General features: G+C 30.3%; 10 protein-coding genes. 1 reads left to right on the top strand and 9 read right to left on the bottom strand.

Annotation, left to right across the window (positions count from 1 at the left end):
• Positions 1-72 precede the first annotated feature (72 nt).
• Positions 73-861: a tryptophan-rich sensory protein gene (locus FDT66_RS07190; protein ID WP_138535491.1), complete on the bottom strand. Its 789-nt coding sequence runs from the start codon at positions 859-861 to the stop codon at positions 73-75.
• Between the two features lie 75 nt (positions 862-936).
• Between FDT66_RS07190 and FDT66_RS07185 the strand changes: the two genes are divergently transcribed.
• On the top strand, positions 937-2079 hold the full coding sequence (locus tag FDT66_RS07185) for a DNA polymerase III subunit (RefSeq protein WP_138535490.1): 1143 nt from the start codon (positions 937-939) through the stop codon (positions 2077-2079).
• A gap of 1 nt (position 2080) precedes the next feature.
• On the opposite strand, the gene FDT66_RS07180 is transcribed toward FDT66_RS07185, so the two are convergent.
• From FDT66_RS07180 to FDT66_RS07145, 8 genes are all read right to left on the bottom strand, one after another.
• Entirely contained in the window at positions 2081-3853 is a 1773-nt protein-coding gene (locus FDT66_RS07180) for a T9SS type A sorting domain-containing protein (protein ID WP_138535489.1), read from the bottom strand.
• Complete coding sequence (locus tag FDT66_RS07175; protein ID WP_138535488.1) at positions 3843-5123, bottom strand: hypothetical protein; 1281 nt, start codon at positions 5121-5123, stop codon at positions 3843-3845. Before FDT66_RS07175 ends, FDT66_RS07180 begins: the two co-directional genes overlap by 11 nt.
• A 4-nt stretch (positions 5124-5127) precedes the next feature.
• The gene (locus FDT66_RS07170; RefSeq protein WP_138535487.1) at positions 5128-13665 is read right to left on the bottom strand and encodes a LamG-like jellyroll fold domain-containing protein; all 8538 of its coding nucleotides are present in this window, start codon (positions 13663-13665) and stop codon (positions 5128-5130) included.
• Positions 13666-13680: 15 nt separating this feature from the next.
• Entirely contained in the window at positions 13681-14655 is a 975-nt protein-coding gene (locus tag FDT66_RS07165) for a phage tail protein (RefSeq protein ID WP_138535486.1), read from the bottom strand.
• A 143-nt stretch (positions 14656-14798) separates the two neighbouring features.
• Positions 14799-15467 carry a LytR/AlgR family response regulator transcription factor gene (locus tag FDT66_RS07160; protein WP_138535485.1) on the bottom strand — a complete coding sequence of 223 codons (669 nt, stop codon included), beginning with the start codon at positions 15465-15467 and terminating at the stop codon, positions 14799-14801.
• Positions 15468-15555: 88 nt separating this feature from the next.
• Entirely contained in the window at positions 15556-18501 is a 2946-nt protein-coding gene (locus FDT66_RS07155) for a histidine kinase dimerization/phosphoacceptor domain -containing protein (RefSeq protein ID WP_138535484.1), read from the bottom strand.
• Between the two features lie 270 nt (positions 18502-18771).
• Positions 18772-19335, bottom strand: a complete 564-nt coding sequence (locus FDT66_RS07150) for an MOSC domain-containing protein (protein ID WP_138535483.1) — start codon at positions 19333-19335, stop codon at positions 18772-18774.
• Positions 19336-19339: 4 nt separating this feature from the next.
• A complete protein-coding gene (locus tag FDT66_RS07145) occupies positions 19340-20107 on the bottom strand; it encodes an enoyl-CoA hydratase/isomerase family protein (protein ID WP_138535482.1) in 768 nt (255 codons plus the stop codon).
• Positions 20108-20191 lie beyond the last annotated feature (84 nt).

Raw genomic sequence — 20191 nt, 5'->3', positions numbered from 1 at the left:
TTTTCTTTAGTTTTTAGAAAGTTGAAACTTAAAAAGTTAATACAACGTTTGCGTTCCTGTTTTCTAAAAAAACTACTTTACAAATTCTCTTAATTTTTTAATAGGGTTGTATTTTCGGTTTTTATAAGCATGTGCTGTACTGCTAATTATTAAAATTGCTGCTGCTATGTAACTGATTATTATTAAAGTATTGTTCGTGTTTGCAATTCCAATTGCAATTAATGCCCAAGCACCAACCAAAGCGAATTCTCTCATGTTTCGCTTCCAAGTAACTATTAAATTAATAATTGTTGCAATGGATATCATGATAACTGTCCAAATTAATGGAGAAATTCCAAATCCATTCCAACCAATTTTTACCAAATAAGCAGATACGTTTGCAATACTTGCAACTGTAACCCAACCACTATAAATTACAAATGGCCACCAAAGCAATAAAATTACAGAAAATGGTGCATCCCAAAGTTCCATTTTGGTATTTATCACAATTTTTAATAATGAAAAAAGTAGTATAAATATACAAATACAAGACAAGCCTGTGTATTCGTAAATCCAGCAAAAAACCCAAGCACTATTTGCCAAACATGATATAGTAAACCAAGGGCCAATTTCTTCAATAAAATTGTCATTTCTTACTTTTACAAAAAGGCTTCTTCCTTGATAAAATATAAAACCAAAAAGCAACAAGTAAATAAGACCCCAAATTGAAAATGCATAACCTGCTGGTGTAAAAAGAGATTTATAATCGCTTGAAATTTCACCAATTGTAGTGTTATTCATTAAACCAGTGTTAGACAAATAATTGATAAATACTACAGAAATAAATGCAACTCCGTTTAAAACTTGTAGAAATCTTTTCATAATATTTTTTTTAGTTTTTAGTTATTAAAAATACAAAATTCTGAATAAAAGTTTTAGAAACCTTTATATTTGTACATGCTTTTCAACCAAATTATAGGTCAAGAACATATTAAAAACCATTTGCAGGTTTCTGCGAAAAATGGCAGAATTCCGCATGCACAATTGTTTGTAGGAAAAGAAGGAAGTGGCACTTTGCCTATGGCAATTGCCTATGCACAATTTTTATTATGCAATTTTTCTAATGATGTTGAAGCCTGTAACTTAAAGTGCGATAATTTACAACACCCAGATTTGCATTTTGCATTTCCTGTTACCACAAATGATTCTGTAAAAAAGCACCCTGTTAGTAATTTATTTTTAGAAGATTGGCGAAATTTTATTTCAGAACAGCCTTATGCTGGTTTATTTAACTGGCTGCAATATATTGGTGTAGAAAATAAGCAAGGTAACATTGGAGTTGATGAAGCTGAAGATGTTGTAAAAAAACTACAATTAAAAAGTTACGAAGGAGGTTTTAAAGTGATGATTATTTGGATGGCAGAAAAAATGAATATTGCTGCCGCTAATAAATTATTGAAACTCATTGAAGAACCACCAAATAAAACGGTTTTCATTTTAATTACCGAAAATGAAGAGCAGATTATAAACACCATCAAATCACGTTGTCAAGCGTTACATTTTCCTGTTTTGACAGAACAAGACATTGCAAAAGCTTTGGTTGAAAGAGAAAATTGTTCGGAAAGTGAAGCTGCTACCATTGCGCATCAAGCTGAAGGGAACTACAACAAAGCTATTCATTTATTACACAATGATTCTTCTGACTTGGTTTTTGAAGAATGGTTTATTGCTTGGATAAGAAGTGCGTTTAGAGCCAAAGGAAATGCTTCTGTGGTGCAACAATTAATTTCTTGGTCAGACACAATTGCAAAAACGGGAAGAGAAACTCAAAAACGTTTTTTAGAGTATTGTTTGCAGTTTTTTAGACAGGCTTTATTACTAAATTATAAATCTGAAAACTTAGTGTTTTTAGAACCTAAAACAGGTTTCGATTTGTCTAAATTTGCACCATTTGTGCATGCAGGAAACATTTTGGAGATAGAGAAAGAACTGAATGATGCTATGTATCACATTGAAAGAAATGGAAATGCTAAAATTATCTTGTTAGATTTATCGATGAAATTAACGAGGTTTTTACATAAGAAAGAAGAGACAGTTTAATCTAATTTTTTAGAATTCTTTTTACAATTTGTTGTTTTGGCGTTTGTACCTTCACAAAATAAAAACCAGAAGAAAAATATTGCAAATCTAACTTTAAGCTATTCGTATTAACTTCTTTTTGTAACACAACTCTACCATTAGTATCGAAAATAATAATTTTTTCTAGCATATTTTTTTTCGTAGAAATAGTAAGCCAATCTTGAATTGTAGGGTTTGGGAACAATTGTAAATCTTCTTCTAGACTAAAATTATCTACGGACAAACTTTTATCTACAACAGTTATAGTTACCTGCTTTGTAGTTACATTATCGACTAAATCTGTAACACTATAATTAATTGTATTTTCTCCAATTTCTGCGTTTGTAAATGTTGTTTGAGACAATTCTTTGGTCTTAATTCCAATATTATCTGAAGCAGATACTTCTATATCATCAATTGTAATTGACGCAGATGCTTGTCCGTTTAAATCTAATTCAAAATTTTGAACTGCTACAACTGGTGCTTCATTATCAATATAAAAAGTATTGAAATTTTGTACTAACAAGCCATTATTTGCATCATCAACAATAGTATTATTTGCTTTTATGTTAAGATTTATATTTCCTTTTTTGGTGTTTAAATTGGTTGTGTTTATTTGATATGTTGTAGCGTTAACTTGAGCTAAACTTGTTAGCTCAAACCCATCTTTTGCAATTCCATTTAACTCAAAATTTTCTAAACTAACATTGTTTACAGCCTCAGAAAAAACAACAGTGAAACCATTATTATCACTTCTTATCTCCTTAAGATATGGCATGTTTTTATCGTAATTGACTACTAATTTATTCGAAGCCAAATTACCTTCGTTATTTACATCTATAACTGTATTGGATGGAATTTCTATTTGAACTTCCCCATTAGCAAAAGCAATAATATCTACTTGATATTCTTTATTATTTACTTTCGTTATTTCTTTTACAGTACCATTTACAATTGAAAAATCGACATTTTTTAAGTCATTTACTTCATTTGAAAAACCTGCAGTGATTATGAAGTTGTTACTATTTAATGTTGATAAATCTGTACTCAAACTCACAATATTAGGGTTACTAATTTGAGAAACAGAAGTGGTAATTGTGATTAATTTTAGCTCAGATTCATCTTCTGATAAAATTTTAATTTCTACACTATTCGTAAAATCTATTTGCTGAGTATCTGATGATAATTTTACATTGTTATAAAACACCTTTGCATTGTCTTTTGTTTGGAAAATAGGTGTAAGACTTGTGGTTTGACTGCCTTGTGGTAATACAATATCTATTGTATTTTCATTGATATTAATGCTGGAAGCTGTTACCTCTTTAAAAATGAAACTCTCTAAAGTGGTAGTATTTTTTAATTGTGGGCTTGCAATACTGTAAGATTGAAACACACCTCCAATTACTTTATCTATTTCGAAAATTTCTGTTTTAACAATATCTATAATCTTGTTTTCTGTACTATCAAATACTTTAAAACTGATTGTTTCTCCTGGATTGTTAGATAAAACAGTTAAATAAGCAACATATTTATTTGCACTTGCATTGTAAACCACGTTAGCTTCTCCTCTTGCTTGATTCCCAGAAAATGCACCTACTTTATCATTTGCATTCGTTAAAAGATTACCGTTCACATTTAAAAAAGCGATAATATTCATACTATATTGATAATCACTTGCTTTTGCACTCCAATCTGGAGTTTGCGCTAGCAATAGCGAAGACATAGATAAAAACAAAACTAAAAAACTATTTTTCATAAGTTTGATATTTTGTGAATTCAAGTGAATTATTAAATAAATCTGTAATATTATTTGTTTCTGAAAGTTGTAAAGAAACAACGCCTGTAATGTTGTTGATATTAGAAACCGTTACCAAATACTCACTTTCTGTTTCTTGATTTACAGTAACAGTTGCATTTGCAATGGTGGTAAAATCTTCTTGAGAAACCTCTTTTACTTTTTCACTAAACGTAACTCTAAAAACAATTTGACTTGCCTTATTAAGTTCTTCTGTTGGATTTTGTCTTGAAATTTCAATTAATTTTGGTGCTTCATCATCAAAAGAAACTACTAAATTGTTTGATGCTAAGTTTCCATTATTATTTACATCTACAGCCATATTTTCTGGTAAATGAATACTAAAATTACCTTGAGCTGTAGCAACTGTATTGAGTTTAAAATTGATATTATCTGTAGTTATAATTTGATAAATAAAACAATTTTCTAATACAAAATCACCTTTTTGCAAACCAGAAATTTCATTTTCGGCAGTTAATGTAATTTCAATAGGCATTGTATTTACTGTTGAACTTATTGCAGATAACGTAATTACTGGATTTGAAGTAGCATTTTGTTTTACCACTTTAACTATGTATGATTTTAAAACACTTTCATCTTCAGAAAGGACCTCTAAAACTACATCTGACGAAAAATTGATAGTTGCGTTTCCTGAAATTTTCTGTGCTTTTTGGTAAAACACTTTTCCATTATTTACAGTTTCAAAAACTGGTGTTAAATTGGTAAGATCTGTACTTGTTGGCACTTTAACATCAATAATATCATCACTAATAGTTGTGTTTGATGTATCTATATTTAAGAATGAAAAACTGCTAATTACAGCGTCTTTCTTCAACGCAGGTTCTGCTACACTATACGATTGAAAAACACCTCCAACATTCTCATTTATTTGAAATATTTCTGTTTGAGAAGTATTTACAATGGTATTTGCTTCACTATCATAAATCTTAAATGTTATGGTTTCTCCAGAACTATTTGACAATACAGATAAATACGCTACATATTTTTCTGCATTTGCATTATAAACCACATTTGCTTCTCCTCTTGGTTGGTCATTTACAAATGCACCTACTTTGTCATTACTATTTGTAAGTGTTTTTCCATTTACATTTAAAAATATAGTAAATGTCATGCTATGTTGATAAGAGCTAGTATTTACAGACCAATCTGGTGATTGGCAGTAAATACTAGTTCCTAAAAAAAAGATACTAATTATGATGAAAGACCTCATTAATTTATTCTGTTTTAACCATCTTTTTGGTTATAAAGTTACCTTTATCATTGATTAACTTAATCATGTAAACACCAGCAACAATTGCATCTGTATTCAATTTTGCATTACTTGAATTAACAGTTTGCTCCAACACTTTTTTACCTAACGTATTGTAAAGTATTATTTTAGAAATACGTGTACCATCTCCAGAATTGATAATTATTTCTGATGAAAATGGATTTGGATAAAGTGTTACACTCTTAAAAATAGAACTGTCTGTAGAAAGTGCTTTTTGATTTAGTTGAATTGGCGTTTTTAGTGTTCCTAAAACTGCGTCTTCTGTAAATATTACATTTTCTGTTAAGTTAATTTCGTTATTGAAATCATCAGATAATCTATAGCTTAATTGTTCATCAACATTACTAAACACGTTAATAAAAGCAAGTCTTTTGTTGTTTACCTGTTCAATTTTAGAAATACCTCTCAAGTTGTTATCTATATCGTAAACTTTTACATACGTATATGCTTCACTTCCATGAACTTCTGCTATAATTCCCATAGTACTTTGATACTTTGCAAAAACATCTATTAATTCATTGTCTGGATTCTGATATCCTTGAGATTTTGCAAAGTTAGTAGTACTTGGATAATTGAATGTTTGAGCTTTTGCAGCCCTTAACATATATCCTCTATTTGCTTGGAAATAGCGTAAAGTACCTGTCCATTCTTTTGCGTTTGCATCGTAAATGGCAAAATTAAATTGGTCTTTAACAACATCTCCATCTGTTGGCTCAAAGAAAGCTAATGCTTCTGCAACACTAATATTTCTGTGGATTGGAAATGCAAACCAGTTCCAGCCGCTTTCTATAGCAATATTAACAGCTCTTACATCAACTTCATTTCCTTTTAATTGGAAATCGTTTTGCTGATTTAGTCTAACTTTATACGCTTTTTTATTTTCTAAGCTTGTTAAACTTCCAGACCAGAAACCGTTTTCATAACGTGTAAACTGACTTCCATGTTTAATTAAATCTCCATCAGATAATGTTAGGTTACTAAAAGCATTATCTATATTATTAAAGCGAGCATCTTCTACAAAAAATGATACCCAAGTCCATCCTTTATTTAAAGAAATATTTTGTTCTGAGAAATCTCCAGAATCAAAAATAACTGGTGATGATTTTGCTCCTCGAACTTCATTTTCTAAAAATGGTGTGGATTGTTGCCCATCTATAGTAGCGATTCTAATTTTACCATTTAAGGCATCCCAAACTTTAAAAGTTACAGTTTCGTTAGAAGTTACGTTGCTATATACTGTTAAATAAGCATAATAAGAATCGTAATTACTGTCGTAAACTAGATATGCTTCACCTCTTTTATTACCTTCAACAAAAGCACCTACTTTGGTATAATTATCTCTAGACAATTCACCATTGATTTTTACTTGACTAATTAAATTCATGCTATATGAATAATCTGCTGCTTTAACAGACCAATCTGGAGCTTGCTGAATTACTCTTAATTGTAAGTTTAATCTATCTGAATATCCGTCATTTAGCTGTAAATACATGTTTGTGTTGTATGTACCCATTGCCAATTCTTTATCTACTACAAAAGTGATTTTTTTAGTAGCATTTGGTTTTACTGTTCCAGAAATTGAAGAAGCAGTTATATAACTTGGTATGCCTGTTATGCTGAAATCTTGATTATTTCCACCTTTGTTAACAATATCCATTGTAAAAGAAAATGGTTCGTTTACTATTTTTTCTGTAACTATTTCTTTGGTACTTTCTGCAGTAAACCATTCCATTTCTTGCCTGTTTACAAAGGCAGAAAAACTAATTGGTGAAAGCTGCTTGTTGAAATGAACATCGTACATTTCTGAAACAGAAACATCTACAATTTGACCTTCAAATAAACTCCATTCTTCTACTGTTAATTCTGGAGAAATAATCATTTCATCATTATTAATTACAGTACTAAATGGTATGTTTATATACTTTAATGATGGTTTAATTGCAGGAGAATCTTCAATAAATTTCCTTGGAGCGCTGTTTAATTCTGATAAGAAACTTTGTACAACACCATCTGGTTTTCTCACATTGTATCTTGGTCCTTTGTCAGTAAGATTTGCTTCTTCTTCGTTAAAATTAACATATAATAAAAGACCAACAGTTTCTCTATCTAACTCAAAATAGCGATCTCTTTTAATTTGCTCAAAACTTCTGGAAGTGTTCCATAATCTTAATTCGTCAATTTTTGCTGTTAAATGATTTTCATAAGTAATAGTACCTAATAAAGTTTCATTCAATTTAGCTCCTAAAAGAATTTTAGAACCAGCAACACCACCAATATTTTGCGAAGAAACAGAACTTACTTGCTTGCCATCTACAAAACCTGTTAAATTGGCTCCTCTTTTTAGTCTCATTGCTACATGATGCCAATTATCATCTGTAATTGAAGTAGATGTAATAGCATATTGTTTATTTTCTGCAAATAAGATTAAATTTCCTGAGCTATTTAAATCTAATGACCACTTGTTTCTAAATCCGTTTGTTAGTATTGGCTCTTCAGCAGTATCTGTTCCTAAACCATTTGATAAAATAGTTCCACTATCTCCAGCACTTGCTTTTATCCAAAAAGATAGAGTGATGTCTTCAAAATTTGTAGGTTGTACAAAACCAACATTGTCTAAGGTTAAGAAACTATTGTTGCTAAACTCATAACCTTGCCCTTTTGGTTTTATGGTCCACGATAAATTTACTTTAGCATTTCTGCTTCTTACTTTATCTACACCTACAATTCCATGTCCTTCACTTAATGGCCAATAACCAACTAAATTTACTTCATTTCCTGTTAAGGTGATATCTTTTTCTGCAGTTGCCAAACCTGGGGTTGTAGCTTTACTCCAAATTCTAATATCATGAATATTACCTAAAACATTTGCTCCTCCAATAAATATTGAGTTGTTGTTAGAGAAAGACAATTCTCTGGTTAATGTTTCTGTTTTTAAAACAGTACCATTCTGTAATATTTCTAGTTGAGGGTTTGTTCCTGCTTTATAAATAAACGAATAGAAATTATATTGATTTGCGCCAATTGTTGTTGTGGCTGATGCACCATCTAACTCAAAAGTTACATTATCTCCATTCAAACTAATTTTAGGACCATCTTCTTGTTGTAATAAAACACCAGTGCCTGTTGTTTTGCTATCTAACCAAAACTGAATGGTAAAGTTTTTGGATTGTAAATTTTGAGTAGGCAATTCTATTTGATTATTACTTCCATCTAAAGCTACAGAAACACTGTGATCTATGGATTGTTGATTTTGCAATCCTCTTAAAGTAATATTAGTCGTAATTCCTTTATTTACAGCTTCATTATAACGTACAGAAATTACTTCACCAATGTCTAAAATTCCATCTGAAGGTTGTGGAGTTCCAAACAAAACAGGTGCTGTTAAATTAATGGTACCGTTTATAATTTCTGATTCGTAAGTAATGTTTTCTGTACAAAATGCAACTGCTCTAATTTGATAATTACCATCAGCAATTTTAGAACCTACAATATCCCAATTGAATGTAAATTCGTTTTGTGATTCGATAACAATACCATTTTCATCTCCAGCATCATCTTTTAGTTGTTGTGAACCATAATAAGCTTTAAACTTTGTCCAGTTTGATGCGTTTGCATTTCTATATTGCAATTCAATTTTTCTAAATCCTGCAAAATCTGTATTAAAATCTGTAAATGTAATTGGTAATGTATTGTTCGTTACTTTTCCGTTTGCATCTAAGCTAAATGCTTCATTTCTATTAAACACCCAATTTTCTTCTGGTGCAGAAACAGTTACTTTACTACACGATTTTTTGAATTCTACATTTAAATTAATCTTTGCGATGTATGGATATTTTTTGAGGTCTGTCTCTGCATTTTTTGTCTGCAAAATATCTCTAATTCCATCACAAGGATCTCCTAAATACACTTCTATATTTTCAAAAGTATAGGTATCTATTGAAGGATTCTTTTTTAAGATTACTGGAAATTCAACAACCTCATTGTAAGGTAGATAAACTGAAACTCCTTGTGCATCTACATTTGATGTTAGTAAACCTAAAGAACCATTTTCTATAAATAAGAAATGTTCTAAATCTTGCCCAACAGGCGAATCGTTTCTTAATTTTAATACAAATACTGCATCATCGCTTTCTGGAATACCTGTTAATCTTTCTGAAGTTACACTAATTACAGGTTTGTATAAAGATACTGATGCTTCTGATAATATTTTACCTCCAGTACCAATAACGTTTGGATCTGTATTTGTATCATTAAAGAAAAAAGATACTGCTTCTGGCTCGTAAGGACAAGAAGTAACACCACCTTTTGATGCGAAAATTGGTCCATAACCATCAAATAAATTCACTACATCTACAGAAATTCTATTGTTATCATCATTATCTTTTAATGTATAAGTAAACGTAGTTGTGTTTTCTGATGTTAAATTATTTGTTTCTGTTTTAGAAGTTCCTTCATTTGTATTGAATGATGCTGTTGCTCCAACACCATCAACTTCAACTCCCATACTTCTTGCTATATTTACATCTAAATCTATCGTTTTTGTATAGCTTTTACTATCTAAGGTAACTGTTGATACTGAGTTTACAATCTCTTGAACACCTCTATCTAAAGAAACATTTTTAGAGAAGTTTTGTCTTAGCAAGTTATAAAGTGCATCTTTATTGGAAACACCAGAATTTGCTATGATATTTCTAATTCTTTCTTCTTCGGATGCTTTATTATTTAATGCATTAAACTTACTTCTTTCATTGTCTTGAATTACTCTTTTCCACAAGTCTGCTTGAGCGTACAAATATTTAGAAGAAGGAATTACTTGTTCTGTTGCAACAGCTTCTTTAGCTTCTTGAACTTTTGCATTCTCTATTAAATCTGGAATTAATTCTTCTAGAATAAACTTTTGAGAATAGGTGAAAAATGTATTTGTTGGTACTTCTGCAATAATATTTGCTTTTTGAGAGTACAAGTGTAAAGCTACATTTTCATCATTTTTGTTTTTAAGTTGCAATGTTCTAGAACCTACACCAGCATCTGTTGGTGCATTATGAAAAAGTTGTAATGAGTTTATAATACCATACTTGATGTTGGTTGCATTACCAATGTATAAATCTCCAGCAGCTCCCACAAAATCTGTGTCATCACTTGTAGAAATAGTTTGCTCAAAAGTAAAGGTTTGTGTTTCTACACCTTCTCTACCTCTAGAGATAGAAGTAGATACTCCTAATTCTTGATCTGCGGTTACGTCTATTTTTGTGGTTTTTGCAACTCCAATTCCTGTTGATATTTCTACATCAGGTCCTAAACTAACATTAAGACTTGCAGACAAGTTTGAATTTGTAAAATTAGAACTACTTCTTTCAAAAGTAATGCTTGTCCCTTTTGTAATTGATGCAAAACTTCTTGTTCCTGGAGGATCTCTTAAAATGATAGATGGTACTTGTGGTGCACTAGTGACAAAAGTAGAACCTTCTGGAGCTCCAAAACCTAGTACAATCCCTTTGTTTTTAAACACCACATCATCACTAGAAGTCAACGTAACAGAAGTGCTGTTTGGTAAATCATATTTTATATTTATAGAATATTCAAAGTTATCTGCGGATGAAATATTTGGATCTCCTGCAGTAAATTTATATACCCATTGCTCTTTGTTACCCTTGTTAATTTTTCCAACAGAAGGCTCGAATTCTAAATTATTGGTAATATTAAATTCACCTTCGTTATAAAATTCCTTCGTTCTTATTGGGTTATTTGCATCAGCATCATAATTTAAGTAATCTTGTGACACCTCCATTACAAAAGCATATTCTCTTGCTTGTAAATAAATAGCTTCATTTAAATGATCGGTTTTAAATGATTCTTTTACTTTTTGACCATTTACTATTTTTTCTACATCAATTGATGTTGCGTATTGTTGTTCTATTAATTCTAAACTAACCTCAGAATTGTATCTAAAACTCTTGACATATTGATATGGTTCTGAAACATATTCTGTACCATCTTCTGATGTAAAGGTTGATGTAGATTCTTGAGCTATTTGCGTAAAATCTAGTACCTCATCACTATCTAAAAATTCACTATTAATGCTAGAATTACTTAAGATATTAATACCTGTGTTACTCACTATATTGTAAATGTATGGTACTAATTTTATTTTATATTCTCCTGTTTCTGCATTGGTTTCAAACACATAATCTAAATCATTAGAATCTTTATCTCCCTTTAACGTAATTGTTGCTTTACCAATATTGTTTACAGAACTATAGGTTTCTATATTTTCTGGTTCGCCTTCAGCAACCTCATTCGTATGTTTTTTTATACCATCAAAACCAAAACCTATTTCTTTTTCGGATTCTATTCTTCCACCCACAACTCTACCAACAACAGTTACTCTAGTCTCGTCTATAAACCATCGTTCTTGGATTTGATCTTCATAAAAGTCGAATAAATTTGTTGCTGCATTGTTCGTTTTTTGTGGAAAGCGTCCATTTAATGAAAATACGTGGCCTTGTTTTTCTACTTCTATTTTATGTCTTCCAATAGGTACGTTAATCGAAAACTTACCTTCAGCATCTGTAAGCACTGGTTGATTATCTTCATCTAAGACCAAATTACCATCAATGTAAATGTTGGCATCTGCAACTCCTAAAACTGGATATCTCTTTAGAGTTCCTCCTGTTAAATTACCTGTATTTGTATCTACAGAACCTCCATCATAATAATATTGACCTTTATCTATGGTAGTGGTTCCGTTTACTAAATATTTGTTGTAACCTGTTTCTCTTATTTCTGTGATGTTTTGCAAGTTTGGATCTGTAATTTCCAAATCGTTAAAAACACCTCTGGTGTCATAAACAATTTTACCATTGAATTTGAATGATGATATATCTTCAAAATTTACCTGATTTACTACAGATTCTTCTTTTCCTAAAAACAACGTTTGACTCGCAGGTTTAAATTTATGAACTCCAAAGCTTGGTGTAATTTTAAACTGTTCTCCAGAACCTGCATAAGGAATTGCAGAAATGGCATAACTACCATCTTCGTCTGTAATACCAAAAATACCTAACTGATCTTTGGTAGGTACAACATCAGAAAATTTTGTATTTTCTGAATCAAAAATAGATTTTACTAAGTCTCTTTTGTGAAAGTTGAATCCTGTTTTAGACAAATCATAAGCAAAGTTTCCATAACCTTCGTCCATACGATTATACATTGCCAAACCAGATTCGCTACCATCTAAATACCTTTTATAATCTCTTCTTATTTCGGCATTATTTAATGCTCGTCTCCAAAGTCTAAATTCATCTACATAACCAACAAATTCAGCACCAAGACCTACAAAATTTAAGTTAAGTGTGTTTGCATAATTGTTTGAAACAACATTTTCTAAAACTGGTAAAGAAACGCCTTCGTTTATTGTTTTTACACCATTAACATAAGTTTGATTAATAGCTCTACCATTGATATAAACTCTAGGTATTGAGTTGTTTTCTAAAACTAAAGATACATGTAAAAAAGTAGTATCTGTAATATCTGCAATATTTGCAAACACGTCATCTCCTCTGGCATTTATTTTACCTGTTGGATAAGAGTTTCGCAATTCAAAACTATGCACTACAGCAGAACCTTCTGTAAATCTTGCCATTATTTTTTTTCCTGCACCATCTGGAGCATAATAAAAATACAATGTGTACACAATACCATTTGAGTCTGTGAAGTAAAATAGTTTTTGATTTTCTTGATTTATTGATGGCGCAAACCAACCTTGTACAGATAGTTTTTGAGCGGATACATTGGTAAATCTATTGTTTAAACGAATATGTTCTGTAAAATCTGTAAATTGAATTGATGTACCCACGCTAGTTGCTTCTGCACCAATTGGTTCTGCAAATACAGTAACGTCTTTTACAGGGCTACCACCCTCGAAAGTAATAGAACCAGATACAAACGCTGTTGGGCTTCTATACCCAATACCTTCTATAAAGGTTACAAACTTTTGCTCAATATTAGAAATTCCTAAAGCAGAAACTTTATATTCATACAACACACCACCTTCTACTTGCGTGTCTAAGTATTCGAAAACGGTTGTACCTAAAGTTGCAATTAACTGAAATGAATCTTGACCACCTAAACGTCTTCTAAAAATTTGAAACTTCTGTATATTCTCTTCATTTGCTCCTACTGACCAACTGATTCTAATGTTGTCTTCATAATATCCTTTAGAAACCTCGAACGTGTTTTCGCTAAAGGTATTAGGGACGTAATTAACACCAAAAGGGAAATCTACTTTAAAATGTTGATTGCTATTTAAATCATACAAAAAAGAACCTCCTATTTGAAATTGCATTTGCAGATTTTTGTCTGTGTCTTTAAATACAGCACCTCCATTGAGTACTGCTCCTTTATGGTCACTTTGCTCTTGGGCATGTAATGCGTTACCAAATACCCAAAAAGCTACTAGAAAAATTAGTAGTTTTTTATACATAACTTGGGTATTTAATTATTTAAATCTTATGATCCAGTACACACCTACGCTATCGGGTCTGTTTTCTATATTACTGTTGTCTGCCCAAGCTTGGTTTTGTCTTTGACCAGTAGTGCCATTTACAGTAAAACCATGTTGATGTGCAGAATGTGCTTGAGAAGCCCATTTGTGACCCAAATTTGTTCCGTGAGCAGAAACATCTGTGTTGTCCCAAAAAGCAGTATTACCTTCACTCTGACCTCCAAATTCGGTTTCCCAACCTGTAGCATCAGTGCCACTTGGCGTATGATTCCTCCAATGCTTAATTTGGTGCCTATGAACCCCATCATTATTTGTTGCTCCGTTAATATTTACACCATGGTTGTGAGTACCCACATTTTGTATTTGACGCTGTCTTACATTTATCGAAGTAATTAATGCAGGATCTATAGATGTTCCTGCACCTTTTAAATATTCACCTCTTAAATTAGGTACATTATTTACACCACCTAAAGTATTTCTTAAATTTACGTATTGTGCTCCTGTTATGTCTCTACCATCTGCTATCATCCATCCATCTGGTATTTTGTTTTCATCACCCATAAAAGCAACAACAGTACCTATTGGCACTCCATTTTGTGCATACTTTGCATAGGCTGTGTAATAAAAAGGTTGATCGTAAATTTGAGTATCTACACCATCATTATTTACTGAGATGATAGCTTTTAGATTTGGCTCATCAAAATTTACACTTGCAAATGTATTGGTTACTGCGTTTCCTGTTCCAATAATGTGAGAGTACACACCAAAATTATCGGTTCTAATTTGTTGTGTTTCTTTGTACAAATCTGTACCATCACTTTTAGTGATTCTAAACGTAAATGTCATTAACTTGTCTGTAATTGCAGCACTGTTATTGTCTCTTGCAATTCCTTGAAAAACCATACCAGATTGTGCAACAGCAGCAACAGATAGTAAAAAGAATAATAGCGTAATTTTTAAAGATTTCATTGTAGTTTGTTTATAGTTAGTCCCCTTTAAATTATTTTAAAAACTTAAAATTTTGTTAACAAAAATGTGAAATCAATACTAAAAAATGCAAAAAATGTCGTGAATGGGGTACTTTTTGTCGTGAAATGAAAAAAATAAAAGGGCTACTCTAGAAAATCTGCCACTCTAGAAATGAAGGAGTTAGAAACAGGAAGTTTTGTTTCTTTAATTTTTATGGTTTTGTTAGAAAAACCAGTAACGTATTTTTTATGCACTACAAAAGAGCGATGAATTTGAATAAAATCTGGTGTTACCATATCTAAAAATTCATCTACAGTAGCACGAACTAATTTTTTTTGATTATTGTTTAGGTAAACTTCAAAATAATGGTCTTCTTTTTTGGCATATAAAATATCATCTACCTTAATTTTTACTTTATAATTGTTCTCTATAGATACAATTTCTTTTTTAAGATTTATTTTATTTTTTGCTAATTGTAATGCAATAAATACGTCTTTTTCTCTAAATGGTTTTTGTAAATAACTTATAGGATTTGTTTGTGCTGCATCTTTTACGTTGCTCTTGTCATTAAAAGCCGATAAATAGATAAAAGGAATATTGATTTGGTTTGCCAACCAAACACCTGTTTTTTCACCCGCTACTTTTATGTCTAAAAAAACAAGATCGGGCTCTAATTCTTGTATTTCTGAAAGCGCATCTTCTGCATTTGTGTTTACTCCACAAACATTACACTCCAAAGAAGTTAATGTGTTTACCAATACTTCTTGGGTTATTATTTCATCTTCTAAAATATATACCTTTAAAGGACTCATTTATATAAATTTTCTGAAAAATAGTATTATTTTATTTTTTTTAGATAAAAATGTCGTGAATTCAAATTTTTTGTCGTGAAATGAAAAACTATTTTTTAGGGAACTTTATTTTGATGTTAAAATGAGTACTATTCTCATTTGATTTAATTCCTTTTAATTGAGAAATCATCATAGCAATAATTTTATTTCCCATTGACGACTTTTTATCTTTCGTTTCGTCGAAAACACCATTATCTTGGTAAGAAAACATATAGTCTTTATATTCTTCTTTAAAACTAATCTTAATTTTTGGCTCTTGAGTTTGATGAAATGCGTGCTTGTATGAGTTAATGATGAGTTCATTAAAAATTAATGCTAAAGGAATTGCCTTGTCCATCATTAAACTTACAGGGTCGATTTCTAATTCAAAATCAACTTTTAATGGAAAAACTGTTTTGTTATACTCTATAATTTCTTTAAAATACTGTGCAACTAAAATTTCTTCTTGATTGTCTGTTTTGTATAAAATATCATGAATACCTGCAATAGAATCTATTCTGCTTTGGCTATCTTGTAATTTTGCTTTAAGTTCTAAATTATCGCTATTAAATGCTTGTAGGCTTAACAAACCAGAAACTACTTGCAGATTATTTTTTATACGATGATGAATTTCTATCATCATAGCTTCTTTAGTTTTTGATTCGTTAATGGCTATTTTATTTTGAGTAATTAAAATTTGTTTGGCTTTAAATTGTCTCATTAAATACGTAAAGAAAAGCGTAATTCCTAAAATTAAAAGCGCTACAAACCACCATGTTTTGTAAAAAATTTGATTGGAAACAATTGTTAACTGCAGTGTTTCTCCTATTTTTTGATTAGCTAAAGTAAGTGCTTCTATTTGCAGTGTATATTTTCCTGAGGCTAAATTAGAATACACGATTTCATTTCCACTGTACAAACGAGTCCAATTATATTTTTCATCATCAGTTACTAGTCTGTATCTGTATTTTACATCTTTAGGATTTATAATGCCTAAAACAGAAACTGATGCACTAAATCTTTGGTTTGATGCTGGCAGCACTAACTCTTTTAATTCAGATAGTTCTTTAGGTGCTTCTTTTTTTTCCCACTCATTTTTTTGCGTGTTGAAGGAAGAAATTGAACTAAATATAGGTCTTAATTGAAGGGTATTTTCTTCTAATTCTTTTGGACTAAAATAGCTTACTCCTTTGTAGCTTCCTATAAAAATATTTCCTTTATTATCTTTAAAAGTACTGTATCTATTTCCTTCTAATTCATATACGCCTTCTTTTTTGGTGTATCTTTTTGTTTCTTTATTTTCAGGATTAAAAGAAACAATACCTGTGTAGGTATTTAGCCATAATTTTTTATCATCATCTATGACAATACCAACAATAGAGGTTTCTAATTGATCTTCATAAAATAAGTTTAATGTATTGCTCTCTTCATTTAATTGATAAATTTTTCCATACTTTGTGGTTACTAAAACTCCATAATATTCACTGTATTTTATAGCCAATAAATCTTCTGTTTTTACATTATTATATTCAGAAAGAGTAGTATTTCCGTTTTCGTATTTTAATATTCCTGCAGAAGTAGTTGCAAATATTTTGTTTCGGTTGCTTGCAAATTCTTTTACAGAAATACTTTGTGTATTTTTTATTTCTGTTGATGTTCTTCCTTTAATACTATATTTAAAAATTCCTCCATGTCTACCACCAATAAAAATAGTGTCTCTCAATTTTATAACTTCTATCGCGTTTTGCTTTGTATTATTTTTAGCAATTATCTTGTAGTTTTTATCAATATGGTAAATATTATCTACATCATTTGTTATAAATATAGAATCTTGCATTGTAATATCTCTGGGAAAATCAATTCTTTGTATGTTATTATTTAGTGAAAATTGAATTTCTTTTTCTGTTCCTTTCTCTACATCAACCTCATAAAAACCCTCTGAATCTGTAGAAACTATATATTTTTTTTCAGATAATTGATTGATGGCTCTTATACTTTTGTCTTTTAGAAATGTTTTTATTTTACTATCCTCAAAAAAATACAATTCTAATTGATTTTGATATAAAACTGCTAAATCTTTATTTATGTCTCTGTAAGTAATATTTGGTAAGAATTCTGTAGTAATTTGTTGTTCTAGTTGATAGGATTTATTTGCGATTTTGTAAATATTTATTTTATAATCGGCATTTGTTTTTCTTAAAAACCCTATTTTATCTTCCTCTTGACAAAAAGATATCGATTCTACGACACCATCATCATAAGTTTGTTTGTTTAGTTCTTCAAATTTTTGAGTTTCCTTATTGTATTTAATCAGGTTGTATTTGGTATCAAAATAAAAATAATATTCTCCTTTTGATGTAAAATTGCTAGAAAGATGTGTTGGTAAAAAAGACTCACCTTTTTTATCTATAAAATCTTCTTTGGTAAGCATTTTTATAAACTTACCTTGTTTGTCTAACAAGAAGAATTCATTACTTAAAAGTTTGGCAATAGTATAGTTGCCAAATGTGTGTATCGTCTGTATAAACAATGATTTATTGGATTTATCATAGGCAATAGAATCTATCATTTTAATGTTTAAACCTTCTAAAGATGCACTCAATAATTTATCTTCATGTGTAACTAAAATATGTGTTGAATTATTTATATGGTATTGCGAATCTGTATGTCTGTTTTTAATCAAATCATCGTAAGCCGAAACTTTTTTTATTTCTAAAGTATTGGTATCCAAAAAAAATAATTGAGTCTTCGCATCTTTGCCAAACCATAATTTTACATACAAACCACCTTTGAGGTTTTTAAATAAAATACCTCTAGTTATCCTTTGTTTAAATTCAGTTGGAATTTCGAGAGTAGAAAAATTATTTCCATCAAATCGTTGCAAAATAACTTCTTTTTCTCCAATGATAAATTCACTTGAGAGTCTATTTTCTCCTAAAATCCATAACCATCCTTTTTCATCATAAATGGAAAAAAAGGCATCAGATATATTATATCCGTTTGAAGCATTGTACACTACTTTACTTACTATTGGACTCTTATTATTTTGGGAATAAAGACCAATATTTGAAGTAAAAAGGTAAAAAAGTAAAAAAAATAAAACCTTTTGCAAGCGTTAGTGTATTTAGTAAAACAAATGTATTTTTTAGGGAATTAAACAATCAAAAATAAGAAAACGTAACGTTTAATTTAGAACTTTAAAAAATAAAACTAGAGATGGTTGTAAAAAGAAATTAAGGAATACTATGTTTTACTCTAAATAATAAAGATGTTTTTGGATGATTTTTTATGTTGAAAATCCTTTTTCCACTCGTTTTGCAACATACAAATCTGCAATAGTTGGGTTTTCTGGACAGCTTTTTATTTGAATAAATTCATCTCCAGTTTTTACGTTTCCTGTTTGTAATACTTTAAAGTACACACCACAAAAAGTAGTGTTCCAAAATTGTTTTACAATTTTCATATCGTTAAAACGAATGCCTAATTTATAACATGGATTTCTTTGCACTGTAGCTTCTAAAATAGCTTCACCAACTGTAAACGTATCTCCTTGATGGATTTTCGTTTCATCTAAATCATCAATCGTGAGGTTTTCACCAAAAATTCCATGTGTAAAATCTACATTTGGATGTAGTTTTTTAAAATAATCGTAATGTCTTAATGAATATCCATAAACTGCTTGTAAAATGCCTCCATGATGTTCTCTGTCAGAAATTTCATCACCTTTTACATCTTCTGTATCTAAAAAAATAGGTTTAGAAACTGGAAGTTTAAAAATTCCTGTGGTTACTTTTTTACCTTTCCAATCAATTTCTTTGCGTTCGCCAATATTTGTTGAAATTATTTTCACAAGACTACTTTTTAAATTTCTCTAATGCTTGTTTCGTAAAATCAGACAACACTAACTCACCAGAAACTGCAGCTCTTTCAGCTAATAAATTGTTCCAGTTTTCTGTTCCTTTCCACAAAGCTTTTTTCATTTCTACCAAAGCTGTAGGATTGTAAGAAGCTAATTTTTCTGATAAAATTTCTACTTCTTCATCTAATTCTTTTATGGTTTCAAAAACTTTTACATACAAACCTTTTTCTTTTGCCCAATAAGCATTTTTCCAATTACTTGCGTCTAAAGTCAATTCTGCAGTTCCTGAAACTCCTATTTTTCTTGTAACAGCTGGTTCAATTACAAAAGGACCAATTCCTATGGTAAATTCTGACAATTTTATAGCAGCATTTTCTGTTGCCAACACATAATCGCAAGCAGAGGCTAAACCAACTCCACCACCAACTGTTTTTCCTTGAATTCTTCCAATAATTAGTTTTCCACAAGTTCTCATGGCATTTATCACATTTGCAAAACCTGAGAAAAATTCTTTACCTTCTTGTAAGTTAGAAATAGCCACTAATTCATCAAAAGAAGCGCCTGCACAAAAGGCTTTTTCTCCTTCTGATTTTAAAATGATTACAGAAATATCAGGATTATTTCCTACAGAAATTAATTCTTTGGTTAATCTGTCTAACAATTCACTTGGAAAAGAATTACTGGCTGGATGCCCAAATTCTATCGTTGCGATTTTATTATGTATGTGGGTATATAAACTTCCATTTTTTCTATCTGTAGTCATATTACTAAGTTTTTATCAAAAATAAGTTATTCATATTTAAAAAAGAAAAACTCTGAATTTTACTTCAGAGTTTTCAATATTAAA

Origin of the sequence: Polaribacter aestuariivivens (assembly GCF_005885675.1) — a bacterium.
GTDB classification, from domain to species: Bacteria; Bacteroidota; Bacteroidia; order Flavobacteriales; family Flavobacteriaceae; genus Polaribacter; species Polaribacter aestuariivivens.
This window is presented reverse-complemented; position numbering and strand designations above follow the sequence as displayed.

Coding starts and splice junctions, on each gene's coding strand:
- FDT66_RS07145 (WP_138535482.1), bottom strand. CDS start 20,107: ATGACTACAGATAGAAAAAATGGAAGTTTATATACCCACATACATAAT.
- FDT66_RS07170 (WP_138535487.1), bottom strand. CDS start 13,665: ATGTATAAAAAACTACTAATTTTTCTAGTAGCTTTTTGGGTATTTGGT.
- FDT66_RS07175 (WP_138535488.1), bottom strand. CDS start 5,123: ATGAGGTCTTTCATCATAATTAGTATCTTTTTTTTAGGAACTAGTATT.
- FDT66_RS07190 (WP_138535491.1), bottom strand. CDS start 861: ATGAAAAGATTTCTACAAGTTTTAAACGGAGTTGCATTTATTTCTGTA.
- FDT66_RS07165 (WP_138535486.1), bottom strand. CDS start 14,655: ATGAAATCTTTAAAAATTACGCTATTATTCTTTTTACTATCTGTTGCT.
- FDT66_RS07180 (WP_138535489.1), bottom strand. CDS start 3,853: ATGAAAAATAGTTTTTTAGTTTTGTTTTTATCTATGTCTTCGCTATTG.
- FDT66_RS07160 (WP_138535485.1), bottom strand. CDS start 15,467: ATGAGTCCTTTAAAGGTATATATTTTAGAAGATGAAATAATAACCCAA.
- FDT66_RS07185 (WP_138535490.1), top strand. CDS start 937: ATGCTTTTCAACCAAATTATAGGTCAAGAACATATTAAAAACCATTTG.